The organism is Kitasatospora sp. NPDC043950, from assembly GCF_056435345.1.
On sequence record NZ_JBWKER010000035.1, the window covers coordinates 62,224 to 75,528 of the forward strand.

10 protein-coding genes are annotated in these 13,305 nt (G+C 71.1%); 9 read left to right on the forward strand and 1 reads right to left on the reverse strand.

Annotated elements, in window-relative coordinates:
• Positions 1-194: 194 nt before the first annotated feature.
• From AC07BF_RS23370 to AC07BF_RS23405, 8 genes are all read left to right on the forward strand, one after another.
• Entirely contained in the window at positions 195-3,077 is a 2,883-nt protein-coding gene (locus AC07BF_RS23370; protein WP_400988750.1) for a vitamin B12-dependent ribonucleotide reductase, read from the forward strand.
• 173 nt (positions 3,078-3,250) lie between these two features.
• A complete protein-coding gene (locus tag AC07BF_RS23375) occupies positions 3,251-4,015 on the forward strand; it encodes an SDR family oxidoreductase (protein ID WP_400988752.1) in 765 nt (254 codons plus the stop codon).
• Between the two features lie 48 nt (positions 4,016-4,063).
• Positions 4,064-4,300: an RNA polymerase subunit sigma-70 gene (locus tag AC07BF_RS23380; protein WP_363584548.1), complete on the forward strand. Its 237-nt coding sequence runs from the start codon at positions 4,064-4,066 to the stop codon at positions 4,298-4,300.
• Positions 4,301-4,303: 3 nt separating this feature from the next.
• On the forward strand, positions 4,304-4,867 hold the full coding sequence (locus AC07BF_RS23385) for a Clp protease N-terminal domain-containing protein (protein ID WP_363584546.1): 564 nt from the start codon (positions 4,304-4,306) through the stop codon (positions 4,865-4,867).
• A gap of 419 nt (positions 4,868-5,286) precedes the next feature.
• The gene (locus tag AC07BF_RS23390) at positions 5,287-6,690 is read left to right on the forward strand and encodes an ABC transporter substrate-binding protein (RefSeq protein ID WP_363623216.1); all 1,404 of its coding nucleotides are present in this window, start codon (positions 5,287-5,289) and stop codon (positions 6,688-6,690) included.
• Positions 6,691-6,899: 209 nt separating this feature from the next.
• Positions 6,900-7,922 (forward strand): carbohydrate ABC transporter permease, encoded by a 1,023-nt coding sequence (locus AC07BF_RS23395; protein WP_363630341.1) that lies wholly within the window; start codon positions 6,900-6,902, stop codon positions 7,920-7,922.
• Complete coding sequence (locus AC07BF_RS23400; protein WP_350880131.1) at positions 7,919-8,866, forward strand: carbohydrate ABC transporter permease; 948 nt, start codon at positions 7,919-7,921, stop codon at positions 8,864-8,866. The genes AC07BF_RS23395 and AC07BF_RS23400 overlap by 4 nt, the downstream gene beginning before the upstream one ends.
• Before the next feature lie 296 nt (positions 8,867-9,162).
• Positions 9,163-10,674, forward strand: coding sequence for a DUF4153 domain-containing protein (locus AC07BF_RS23405; RefSeq protein WP_400988754.1), 1,512 nt, complete (start codon positions 9,163-9,165; stop codon positions 10,672-10,674).
• Between the two features lie 142 nt (positions 10,675-10,816).
• Here the strand turns inward: AC07BF_RS23405 and AC07BF_RS23410 are convergent, their stop codons facing one another.
• On the reverse strand, positions 10,817-12,364 hold the full coding sequence (locus AC07BF_RS23410; RefSeq protein ID WP_400808539.1) for an MFS transporter: 1,548 nt from the start codon (positions 12,362-12,364) through the stop codon (positions 10,817-10,819).
• 366 nt (positions 12,365-12,730) lie between these two features.
• On the opposite strand from AC07BF_RS23410, the gene AC07BF_RS23415 reads away from it, so the two are divergent.
• On the forward strand, positions 12,731-13,282 hold the full coding sequence (locus tag AC07BF_RS23415; protein ID WP_363584536.1) for a TetR/AcrR family transcriptional regulator: 552 nt from the start codon (positions 12,731-12,733) through the stop codon (positions 13,280-13,282).
• The last annotated feature ends 23 nt before the right edge of the window (positions 13,283-13,305 follow it).

The window sequence follows — 13,305 nt, forward strand, 5'->3', positions numbered from 1 at the left end:
GCACCCGGCCCCCTGGCGGGCCTTGCTGCACCACGGGTCCCACGGGGCCCACGCATGCCCGAAAAAAGGGCACAGAACACAACAAACCGTGCGCAAGCAGGCGAGGTCTCCGCCTGCCCGCACACCGGAAGAACGAACCAGCGGTGCCCGGACTTTTCGGGGCACCTCGGGCGTTTGCCCAGGAGGAGGAAGAAGTGACAGACACCACGAGCGGTTCCGCACGCGGGTCGAAGTCCGACAAGACCACGGCCAAGGGCGGCGGCAAGGCGCCCAAGGGCGGTCTGCGGATCGGGCGCATCTACACCACTCCTGGCGTGCACCCGTACGACGAGGTGCGCTGGGAGCGCCGCGACGTCGTCATGACCAACTGGCGCGACGGGTCCATCAACTTCGAGCAGCGCGGCGTCGAGTTCCCCGACTTCTGGTCGGTCAACGCCGTCAACATCGTCACGTCCAAGTACTTCCGCGGCGCCGTCGGCACTCCCCAGCGCGAGTGGAGCCTCAAGCAGATCATCGACCGCGTGGTGCTCACCTACCGCGCCGCCGGCGAGAAGCACGGCTACTTCGCCACCAAGGACGACGCCGAGATCTTCGAGCACGAGCTGACGCACGCCCTCCTCCACCAGGTGTTCAGCTTCAACTCGCCGGTCTGGTTCAACGTCGGCACCAAGCAGCCCCAGCAGGTCAGCGCCTGCTTCATCCTGTCCGTCGACGACTCCATGGAGTCGATCCTCGACTGGTACAAGGAAGAGGGCATGATCTTCAAGGGCGGCTCCGGCGCCGGCCTCAACCTCTCCCGCATCCGCTCCTCGAAGGAACTGCTGTCCTCCGGCGGCAACGCCTCCGGCCCGGTCTCCTTCATGCGCGGCGCCGACGCCTCCGCCGGCACCATCAAGTCCGGCGGCGCCACCCGCCGCGCGGCGAAGATGGTCGTGCTCGACGTCGACCACCCCGACGTCGAGGCCTTCATCGAGACCAAGGTGAAGGAGGAGGAGAAGATCCGCGCCCTGCGCGACGCCGGCTTCGACATGGACCTCGGTGGCGACGACATCACCTCCGTCCAGTACCAGAACGCCAACAACTCCGTCCGCGTCTCCGACGAATTCATGACCGCCGTCGAGAACGGCACCGAATTCGGCCTGCGCGCCCGGATGACCGGCGAGGTCATCGAGACCGTCGACGCCAAGGAGCTGTTCCGCAAGATGGCCGAGGCCGCCTGGGCCTGCGCCGACCCCGGAATCCAGTACGACTCCACCATCAACCACTGGCACACCTGCCCGGAGTCCGGCCGCATCAACGCGTCCAACCCCTGCTCCGAGTACATGCACCTGGACAACTCCAGCTGCAACCTCGCCTCGCTGAACCTGATGAAGTTCCTGCGCGATGACGACTCCTTCGACGCGGAGACCTTCGCCAAGGTCGTCGAGCTGGTCATCACCGCGATGGACATCTCCATCTGCTTCGCCGACTTCCCCACCGAGAAGATCGGCGAGACCACCCGCGCCTACCGCCAGCTCGGCGTCGGTTACGCCAACCTCGGCGCCCTGCTGATGGCCACCGGCCACGCCTACGACAGCGAGGGCGGCCGCGCCCTGGCCGGCGCCATCACCTCGCTGATGACCGGCACCGCCTACCGCCGCGGCGCCGAACTCGCCGGCGTCGTCGGCCCGTACGACGGCTACGCCCGCAACGCCGCCCCGCACCAGCTGGTCATGAAGCAGCACGCGGACGCCTCGCTCGCCGCCGTCTCGCTCGACGACCTGGACGCCCCGGTCTGGGCCGTGGCCAACGACACCTGGCAGGACGTCCTGCGGATCGGCGCGCAGAACGGTTTCCGCAACGCCCAGGCCTCGGTGCTCGCCCCCACCGGCACCATCGGCCTGATGATGGACTGCGACACCACCGGCGTCGAGCCGGACCTGGCGCTCGTCAAGTTCAAGAAGCTCGTCGGCGGCGGCTCGATGCAGATCGTCAACGGCACCGTGCCGCGCGCCCTCAAGCGCCTCGGCTACCAGGACGAGCAGATCGAGGCGGTCGTCGCCCACATCGCCGAGCACGGCAACGTGGTGGACGCCCCGGGCCTCAAGGCCGAGCACTACGAGGTCTTCGACTGCGCGATGGGCGAGCGGGTCATCTCGGCCATGGGCCACGTCCGGATGATGGCCGCGATCCAGCCCTGGATCTCCGGTGCGATCTCCAAGACCGTGAACATGCCGGCCTCCGCGACCATCGAGGACATCGAGGAGATCTACTTCGAGGCGTGGAAGATGGGCGTCAAGGCGCTCGCCATCTACCGCGAAAACTCGAAGGTCGGCCAGCCGCTCTCGGCCAAGAAGAAGGACTCCGAGGCCAAGGCCGAGGAGGCCCCGGCCGCCGCGGTCGAGAAGGTCGTCGAGTACCGCCCGGTCCGCAAGCGCCTGCCCAAGGGCCGCCCGGGCATCACCACCTCCTTCACGGTCGGTGGCGCCGAGGGCTACATGACCGCCAACTCCTACCCGGACGACGGCCTCGGCGAGGTCTTCCTCAAGATGTCCAAGCAGGGCTCGACCCTCGCGGGCATGATGGACGCCTTTTCCATCGCCGTCTCGGTCGGCCTGCAGTACGGCGTGCCGCTGGAGACCTACGTCTCGAAGTTCACCAACATGCGCTTCGAGCCGGCCGGTCTGACCGACGACCCGGACGTGCGGATGGCGCAGTCGATCGTCGACTACATCTTCCGTCGCCTGGCGCTCGACTTCCTGCCGTTCGAGACCCGTTCGGCGCTCGGCATCCACTCCGTCGAGGAGCGCCAGCGCCACCTGGACACGGGCTCCTACGAGCCGCTGGAGGCCGAGGAGCTCGACACCGAGTCGCTCGCCCAGTCGGCGCCGGTGGTCGCCACCCCGGCCCCCGCCGTCGAGGCGCCCAAGGCCCCCAAGGCCTCCCCGGCACAGGCCCACAACTCCACGGAGCTGATCGAGATCCAGCTCGGCCTCAACGCCGACGCCCCGCTCTGCTTCTCCTGCGGAACCAAGATGCGCCGCGCCGGCAGCTGCTACCTCTGCGAGGGCTGCGGCTCCACCAGCGGCTGCAGCTGACAGCCGGTACCGACCCCGCACGGGTGAGCCACCGCTGAGGCGGGGCGAGGACTTCACGTCCTCGCCCCGCCTCTTCTCGTTTGTCCGGGCACTTCGCGGACGCCGATGTCACGGATGGGGGCGGTGGGCGGTCGGTAGGGGTGACGGCGTTCGGCGGGAGGAGTGGTGTGGTGATGGGGACGGTGTTGGTGACCGGGGCGACGGGGGTTCTGGGACGGGAGGTGGTGCGGCTGCTGGTCGCGCGCGGGGTGGCGGTGCGGGGGTTGAGCCGGCGGGTGCGGAGCGGGGGCGCGGGGGTCGAGTGGGTGGTCGGGGACCTGGTGACCGGGGAGGGGGTCGCCGGGGCGGTGGCAGGGGTCGAGGTGGTGGTGGACTGCGCGACCACGGTGGGGCGGAAGGACGTGGCCGCGGTCCGGACGCTGGTGGCGGAGGCCGGGAGGGCGGGGGTGCGGCACCTGCTGTACGTGTCGATCGTCGGGGTCGACCGGGTGCCGATCCCGTACTACCGGGCGAAGCTCGCCTGTGAGCGGGTGGTGCGGGAGTCGGGGCTGGGGTGGACGGTGCTGCGGGCGACGCAGTTCCACGACCTGTTGCTGAGGATCTTCGACGTGTCGGCGCGGCTGCCGGTGTTCCCGGTGCCGGGCGGGGCGTGGGTCCAGCCGGTGGACGTGCGGGAGGTGGCCGTGCGGGTGGCGGAGCTGGTGCGGGAGGGGCCGGCCGGGTACGCGCCGGAGGTGGGCGGGCCGCGGGTGCGGCCGTACCGGGAGCTGGCCGAGGCCTACCTGCGGGCGTCGGGTCGGCGGCGGGTGCTGCTGCCGGTGCGGGTGCCGGGGGCCTCGGGGCGGGCGCTGCGGGCGGGCGGGAACCTCACCCCGGAGCGGAAGGTGGGCCGGGGGACCTTCGAGGAGGTGCTGGCGGAGCGGTTCGGCGACCACTGATGTCAACCAGGGTTGACATCGCCGCAACTGTCAACCACAGTTGACACCATGAGTGAGAGCGGAGAACTCGCGGCCGCGGCGAGCAGCCGTGACCCCGCGGTCGGGCTCCGGGCGGTCCGCGCGCTGCGCGACCTGGCGGACCGCCTGGAAGGCCTGCAGGTGGGCAACGCCCGGTCGCGGGGCTGGTCCTGGCAGGACATCGCGGTTTGCCTCGGGGTCACCAGGCAGGCGGTGCACAAGAAGTACGCCCGGCGCGGGCCCGGCAAGGACCAGGACGGAGGCTGAACGATGTTCGAGCGTTTCACCGACCCGGCGCGGCAGGTGGTGGCTGCGGCCCAGCAGGAGGCCGGGGAGCTGCGGCACGACCGCATCGGGACGGAGCACCTGCTGCTGGCGATCCTGGCCCGGCCGGACGACCCGGCCGCCGGCGTCCTGATCGGGCTGGGGCTGGACCACGGGGCCGCCCGGCGGGCAGTGGTCCGGCTGCTCGGGCCGGGGGACGACACGCAGGCGCTGGCCTCGATCGGAGTGGACCTGGACGCCGTCCGGGCCGCGGTCGAATCGGCCTTCGGTGAGGGCGCGCTGGACGCGCCGGCCGAGGAGGAGCCGAAGCGGCGGGGCTGGTTCAGGTTGGATTCGAGGGCGGGCCGGAGTCCGTTCAGTGCCCGGGCGAAGAAGGCGCTGGAGCTGTCGCTGCGCGAATCGCTGCGGCTCAAGTCCGGTCAGATCGCGGTCGGGCACCTGCTGCTGGGGGTCCTCCGGGAGGGGGACGGCTTCGGCGCCCGGGTGATCGTCGATCACGGACTGGATCCGCAGGCCGTCCGGCGGGCTGTCGAGGGGGTGCTGGCGTGAACCGGCGGGTTCGGCGGCGCGCGGGCCGGACGGCCGCCCGGCCGGGGGCGACCGGGCGCGCCTGAGCTACCCGTACGGCGAGCACGGCTGCCCCTTCCCGGCTCAGGAGGCCGCCGAGGTGATCGCCACTACGGCGATCGAGGTGCTGCCGGTCCGGCCGTACTGACAGTCGGTCAAGATGCTTGGCCCCGTCCGGGTTTCCGGGCGGGGCCGTCGTGCTGTCGAGCGGGGGCGGAGCTCTCGGTCGGGGTGTCGACGGATGAAGGTCGACGTGGACCTTGGCGGCGGCTGGCGGCTGCGTTAACGTCATCGGATCGGTTCGTCCGTCGCCCGCTCGCGATCTCTGCACGCCCGTCTCCGGTACAGCGCGATGTTGTTCAGCCCACCGTCGGCAGCACGCCCTGGCGAGGAGGACCGCATTGACCCTCAACCCGACCGCGCCGTCCAGGAGTTCCGGTCATCGCGGTTCCGGCCGCCGCTTGGCCGTCGTACCCGCCCTGCTCGCGGCGCTGGCCCTGACCGCGGCCTGTTCCAACAGCTCCGGCGGTTCGGGCGGCGGGGGTGACGCGGCGGTCCCGTCGCTGTCCGGCGACTGTGCCAAGTACCAGCCGTACGCCGGGCATTCGGGCACCACGGTGACGATGTTCGCCTCGATCCTCAGTCCGGAGTCGGACAACCTGGAGAAGTCCTGGGCCGAGTTCGCCAAGTGCACCGGCATCAAGATCAGTTACGAGGGATCGAACGACTTCGAGTCCCAGCTGCCGGTCCGGGTGGCCGGCGGCAACGCCCCGGACTTCGCGATCATCCCGCAGCCGGGCCTGCTGGCGCAGATGGTGAAGAGCGGCAAGGTGGTCAAGCCACCCGCCCAGACGGTCACCAACGAGGACCGGTGGAGTCCGATCTGGAAGACCTACGGCTCGGTCAACGGCACCTTCTACGCGGCGCCGATGAGCGCCAACATGAAGTCGCTGGTCTGGTACTCGCCGAAGGCCTTCAAGGCGGGCGGCTACGAGGTGCCGAAGACCTGGGCGGACCTGATGGCGCTCAGCGACCGGATCGCCAAGTCCGGTGGCGCCAAGCCCTGGTGCGGCGGCATCGCCTCGGGCACGGCCACCGGCTGGCCGGCCACCGACTGGCTGGAGGAGGTGGTGCTCGGCACGTACGGCGGTGACGTGTACGACCAGTGGGTCGGCCACCAGGTGAAGTTCTCCGACGAGAAGATCACCACGGCGATGAAGACCGTCGCCGGCTGGATGCAGAACCCGGCCTGGGTCAACGGCGGTTACGGCGACGTCAAGTCGATCGCCACCACCACCTTCCAGGACGCGGGCGCGCCGGTTCTCACCGGCAAGTGCGCCATGCTCCAGCAGGCGTCGTTCTACGAGGCGCAGTGGCCCAAGGGCACCAAGGTCGGCCCGGACGGCGACGTGTTCGCCTTCCACCTGCCCGCGGTGAACCCGGCGATCCCCAACCCGGTCGAGGGCGGCGGCGAGTTCCTGGCCGCCTTCTCCGGCCGGCCCGAGGTGCAGGCGGTGCAGAACTACCTGTCCAGCTCGGACTGGGCGAGCAGCCGGGTGAAGACCGCGACGGGCTGGGTCTCGGCCAACCAGGGCGTGGACAAGAGCCTGTACACCGACCCGATCGACCGGCTGTCGGCGGACGCGCTGACCGACCCGGCGGCGACCTTCCGCTTCGACGGCTCCGACCTGATGCCGGCCGCCATCGGTTCCGGGCAGGAGTGGAAGTCGCTGACCGCCTGGTTCGCCGAGGGGCAGTCGATCCAGAAGACCGCCGCCGACATCGACGCCGCCTGGCCGCAGTAGCCGCCCGCCCGTACGAGGCGCACGCCCCCAGTGGGCGCCTGGCCGTGGTGGGTACTCGGCCGCAGTGGGCGCCTGGCTGCAGTGGGCGCCCGGCCGGACTCGTGCCGGGCCCGGCTGTGCGCCGTTCAGGACCACCTGTCGAGGGGGGGGGGGGGGCACCCACCCCCCCCCCCCGCCCCTTCCCACCAGAACAGGAGGGACGCACCGTCATGTCCGTACCCGGAACCCCTTCACCGGCCACCGCGCTCGCCACCGGCTCCTGGGGCGACGCGGCGGTCAAGTTCGGCAACAGCCTCGGCGCCGTCGCGGGCTTCCTCGGCATCCTGCTGCTGGTCTTCTTCGCCGCGGGCCGGGCCCGGGGCCGACTCTCCCGCCCGCTGTCGGTGGTGGTGTTCCTCGGCCCGGCCGCGGTGCTGCTGCTGGTGGGCCTGGTCGTGCCGCTGATCCGCACGGTCTATCTGAGCCTGCAGAACGCCGACGGCAGCGGGTTCGTCGGCGGCGAGAACTTCGGCTGGGCGTTCACCACCGACTCGGTGCAGAAGGTGCTGGTCAACACGCTGCTCTGGCTGGTGGTCGCGCCGTTGGCGGCGACCGGCCTGGGCCTGGTGCTGGCGCTGCTGGTGGACCGGATGCGCGGCCAGGCGGTGTACAAGTCGCTGATCTTCATGCCGATGGCGATCTCGCTGGTCGGCGCCTCGATCATCTTCAAGTTCGTCTACGAGTCGCGCGGACCGGGCCAGTCGCAGATCGGCCTGCTGAGCCAACTCGCCATCGCGGTGGGCTGGGACGACCCGCCGAACTGGATGCTCTCGCAGCCGCTGAACACCTTCCTGCTGATGGCGGTGATGGTCTGGGTGCAGACGGGCTTCGCGCTGGTGGTGCTGTCGGCGGCGATCAAGGCGATCCCCGACGAGGTCACCGAGGCGGCCCGGCTGGACGGCGCGCAGGGGGTGCGGCTGTTCTGGTACGTCACGGTGCCGATGATCCGCACCACGGTGGTGGTGGTGCTGACCACCATCATGATCATCACGCTGAAGGCCTTCGACATCGTCCGCACCATGACCGGCGGCAACTTCGGCACCCAGGTGCTGGCCAACGAGATGTACTCGCAGTCCTTCGTGCAGTTCGACACCGGGCGGGGCAGTGCCCTCGCGGTGATCCTCTTCCTCGCCGTGCTGCCGTTGGTGGCCTACAACATCGTCCAGCTGCGGAAGGAGCGTGGGGTCCGATGAGCGCACCGCACGACAGGCCGGCCCGCGCGATGAGCGCGCCGCACGGCAGCCCGGTCCGGAAGGCCTTCAGCAGCCCGCTGGCCTCGGTCTTCGTGATCGCGGTGACCGTCCTGTGGACGATCCCGACGGTGGGCCTGCTGGTGACCTCGCTGCGCCCCAAGCAGGACGTGACGGCGAACGGCTGGTGGAACGCCTTCCTCCACCCGGACCTGGGCCTGGGCAACTACCACACGGTGCTGTTCGAGGGCGGCTCCGGCGTCTCCACCGGGCTGATGCCGTTCCTGGTGAACTCGCTGGCGATCAGCGTCCCGGCCACCCTGTTCCCGCTGGTGCTGGCGGCGATGGCGGCGTACGGGCTGGCCTGGGTGCGGTTCCGGGGGAGCGACACGGTGTTCTTCGGGGTGTTCGCGCTCCAGGTGGTGCCGATCCAGATGGCGCTGATCCCGCTGCTGCGGCTCTTCTCCGGCGGCGCGCACCTGGGGTCGCTGACGTTGATCCCGGCGGTGGACCTGAAGGGCAGCTACGCGCCGGTGTGGCTGGCGCACACCATGTTCGCGCTGCCGCTGGCGGTGTTCCTGCTGCACAACTTCATCGCCCAGCTGCCGCGGGACCTGATGGAGGCGGCGGTGGTGGACGGGGCCTCGCACTTCAAGATCTTCCGTTCGATCGTGCTGCCGCTGTGCACCCCGGCGCTGGCCTCGTTCGCGATCTTCCAGTTCCTGTGGGTCTGGAACGACCTGCTGGTCGCGCTGACCTTCGCGGGCGGCACGCCGGAGGTGGCGCCGATGACGGTCCGGCTGGCGCAGCTGTCCGGGTCCTTCGGCGGGCGGTGGGAGCTGCTGACGGCCGGGGCGTTCCTGTCGATCATCGTCCCGCTGATCGTCTTCTTCAGCTTGCAGCGGTACTTCGTCCGGGGCTTGCTGGCGGGGTCGGTGAAGGGGTAACGGAGGGGTGGCGGAGGGGCTGCGGGAGGGCTGCGGGAGCGGTGGCGGGAAGGCGGGCCAAGAGTTCTGAACTTGTTCAGAACTGAGTTTTGAACCTGTTCAGAATGGTCTACAGTCGGCTGCAGCCGCGGCGCCGAGCGCGCCCGACGGCGGACTGCCCCAAGGGCGGCTTCCGCATGCCCGCCGACCACCGAGGGGGACTCATGTCCGGCCCGTCCACGCCCGCCCCGGCCGACCTGCCACCCGAGCCCGGACCCGCGACGCCGCCCAGCCCCCATTGGGGGTCCGGCGTAACCGTGCCGCCGCACCACGGGTGGCTGCGTCCGAGCGACCCCGAGCGCAGGGCGGCCGCCACGCCCCGGGTCCTCCTCCTGGCGCTGCTCACCGGCCTGCTGACGGCCTGGCTGCTGTTCGACGGGGTGGGCGTCAACCTGCTGATCTGCGCCGGGGCCACCGCTGCCGCGGCCGGTCTCGCCGCCCGGTCGGCGGGCCGCCGGATCCGGCCCTGGACGGTGGTGTGGAGCCTGCTCGCCGTCGCCCTGCTCGCCGTCCCGGCGCTCTGGGAGGCGGGCTGGCCGGTGACGCTGTCCATCGGGTGCGCGCTCGGCCTGGCCTCGCTCGCGCTGCACGGCGGCCGCCGCTGGGCGGGCGTCCTGCTCCCCCTGCCCGCCGTCCTCTGGCAGCTGCCGCCCGGCGCGCTCTGGCTGAGGGACGGGCTGCGCGGCCGGAGCCTGCCCCACCGGGGCCGGATCGTCCCGGTGCTCAAGGCGCTCGCGGTCGCCGCCGTCCTGCTGACCGTCTTCGGCCTGCTGTTCGCCGGTGCGGACGCCGCCATGGCGGACCTGCTGGGCAGCCTCAGCCCCAGCCTCGACCTCGGCGGGCTCCCGCTGCGCGCGGTGCTGTTCGCACTGGGGGCGTTCACCGCCCTGGGCTTCGCCCACATCGCGGCCGGGCCCCGCCGCTGGGACCGTACGGTCGTCCGGCCGGGCCGGGCCCGCCGCCGGCTGGAGTGGGCGCTGCCGCTGGTCGCGCTCAACCTGATGTTCGGCGCCTTCGCGGTGATCCAGGCCCTGGTGGTGCTCGGTGGCGCCGACGCCGTCCTGCGCAACACCGGGATGAGCCGCTCCGAGTACGCCCGGCAGGGCTTCTGGCAGCTGAGCGTGATCACCGCGCTCACCCTGGTCGTGGTGGCGGTCGCCAAGCGCTGGGCCCCGCGCAGCACGCCCGCCGACCGCCGGGTGGCGCGGATCCTGCTCGGCGCGCTCTGCGTGCTCGCCCTGGTCGTGGTCGCCTCGGCGCTCGGCCGGATGTGGTTCTACGTCGACGCCTCCGGACTGACCAGGCTGCGGCTCTGGGTGCTGGTGGTCGAGGGCTGGCTCGGCGCCGTCCTGCTGCTGCTGATCACCGCCGGGCTGACCCGCTCGGCGGGCTGGCTGCCCCGCGTCGTCGTCCTCAGCGGCATGCTCGCGGCGGCGGTGTACGGGCTGATGGGCCCGGACGCGATCATCGCCGAGCAGAACGTCGCCCGCTTCGAGCGGACCTCCCGGATCGACCTGCGCAACGTCCGCGACCTCTCGCCGGACGCCGCCCCCGCCCTGGACCGGCTCCCCGCCGCCCAGCGGACCTGCGCGTTGCAGTTGATCCGCGCCGGGCTGGAGAACCACCCCGGACAGCCCTGGTACGCGACCAGCGCCTCCGCCGCCCGGGCCCGGGAGATCCTGGCGCAACGGCCGCTGGTGGACCAGCTGGAGGAGGGGCGCACCTCCTGCGAGCGGGCCGGGATGAGGTACCAGGACCTCTGGCCCTGACGCCTGCGCCTGTCTCGGGGGGCGTGCGTTTGGGGCGGGGCTGGTGTGCGGCCCGGAAACGCGGCCGGGAAACGCGGCCGGGCCGGCCGGGAGCGTGCTGCTCCCGGTCGGCCCGGTGTGGTGCGGTGCGCCCTGGTCGGGCTCAGTGCATCGCGACGCCGGAGGCCCCGCTCGGCAGGTCGCTGGCCTTGGCCTTGATCACGAAGACCGAGACCACCAGCGCCAGCCCGGCGAGTACGGCGCCCACGATGAAGCCGTGCGAAATCCCCTGGGTGAGGACCGAGTTGGCGGCGTCGGTGCCCTTCGGGAACTCGTGGTGCTGCTGGAGGTAGGCCAGCTGGTCCGGAGTGGCCGACTGGAGGAACTTCGGCTGCTGGAGCTTGCCCTCGGCGGTGGCGTAGTGCGCGAAGACCGTGGTCAGGATCGACAGGCCGAGCGAACCGCCGATCTGCTGCATGGAGTTCAGCAGGCCGGATGCGGCACCGGTCTCCTGGCCGGGGACGCCCGCGACCGCGAGCAGCATCACCGGGACGAAGATCAGGCCCATGCCGAAGCCGAAGATGACCGTGGGGCCGAGCACCCCGTCCAGGTAGCCGCTGTCCTTGCTCATCTGGGTCAGCCAGGTGAGGCCGACGGTGACCAGCAGGGCGCCGCCCGCCATGAACGGCTTCGGGCCGTACTTGGCCTGGAGGCTGGAGGCGAGCTGCGCGGCGATGATGATCGACACGCTGATCGGGAGGAAGGACACGCCGGCCTTCAGCGGGCTGTAGCCGAGCGGGCCCTGCACGAAGAGCGTGATGTAGAAGAAGATGCCGAACATGGCCGCGGCCAGGCAGAGCATCATCACCAGGCCGCCGGTGCGGTTGCGGTTGGCGAGCAGGTGCAGCGGGGTGATCGGCTGGTCGGTGCGGTTCTCGATCACGACGAACGCGGCGAGCAGCAGCACACCGCCCGCGAAGGAACCGAGCGTGATGCTGTCCGACCAGCCGTCCGAGGCGGCCCGGATGAACCCGTAGACCAGGCCGACCAGGCCGAGCGTCGAGGTGAGTGCGCCCGGCAGGTCGAAGCGGCCCGCGTGGCGCTCGGACTCGGCGATGTAGCGCGGTGCGGCGAGCGCGATCAGCGCCGCGATCGGCACGTTGACGAAGAAGACCCAGCGCCAGTCCAGGTACTCGGTGAGCAGACCGCCGGCCAGCAGGCCGATCGCGGCACCGGACCCGGCCACCGCCGAGAAGACGCCGAACGCCTTGTTGCGTTCCGGCCCTTCCTCGAAGTTGGTGGCGATCAGGGCGAATGCCGTCGGTGAGCAGATCGCGCCGCCGATGCCCTGGAGCGCGCGGGCGGCCAGCAGCATCCCGCCGTCCTGGGCGAAGCCGCCCAGCAGGGAGGCGAAGCCGAACAGCAGGGTCCCGAAGATGAACACCCGGCGGCGGCCGAGGATGTCGCCCGCGCGCCCGCCGAGCAGCAGCAGCCCGCCGAAGGTCAGCGTGTAGGCGTTGATGACCCACGACAGGTTGGTGGTCGAGAAGTTCAGTGCGTCCCTGATCTGCGGCAACGCGATGTTCACGATGGTGGCGTCGAGCACCACCATCAACTGCGTGGCCGCGATGACGGTCAGGGTGATGCCCTTGCCCCGGCCCCGACTGCTCTGTGGTGGTGAGTTCTTGCTGATCGTGTCGGAGATAGCCACGATTGTGCCCCCTGCTGGCTATGTGCCTGGCTGCGTGCTTCGTACGCTGCGGACCGACTGGTCCGGCGTGAGCCCACGGTCTGGCGCGGGCTAGGAAGGAACGGGATCGTTCACTAATGTGGACGATATCCTGGGCCTGATTGTGAACGCAAGCGTTCCCTAAGGATGGTGGCGATGGATCGGTTGGTGCGGCGTCTGACGGCGGACCGGGCGACCGGTCGGGCGGGCGCCCGACCGCTTGCGGCGGCGGACGCGCCCCCGTCACCCGCGGCGCGACCGGGGGCGATGCCCGAGCCGGCGGCTCACTGCCCGATGCGGGTCGCCCGCGAGGCCCTCACGCGGCCGGTGCGGCGCCGGGGGAAGGAGTTGGAGAACGCGATCTTCGAGGCCACGATCGACCAGCTCACCTCCGGCGGATACGCGCGGCTGACGATGGAAGGCGTCGCCGGCGCGGCGCGGACCGGGAAGGCCGCGCTCTACCGGCGCTGGGCGTCCAAGGACGAACTGGTCATCGACGCCCTGGACGCCACTCTCCCACGCCCCTACGACACCCCCGACCTCGGGTCCGCGGATCTCGAATTGCGGCAGCTCATCGAGGTGTTCATGGGCGCGATGAACTCCCCGACGGGCGCCGCGATCCAGACGCTGATGGGCGAGATCGACCATGAACGGGCCGAGGTGTTCAAGGACTTCATCGGCCAGCGGGTGATCGAGCCGACCAAGGAGACCATCCTGGCGATCCTGCGCCGCGGCGCCGACCGCGGCGACGTCCGGCCCGGCGCGGCCACCGCGCTGGTCGCGGACGTCGTCCCGGCGATGCTGCTCTACCAGGTGAAGATCTGCGGCCGGGAGAACACGGGGCCGGACTTCGGGGCCCGGCTGCTGGACGAGGTGCTGTACCCGCTGATCCGCGCCTGAGTGCGGCCGCTGCTGTGGCTCCG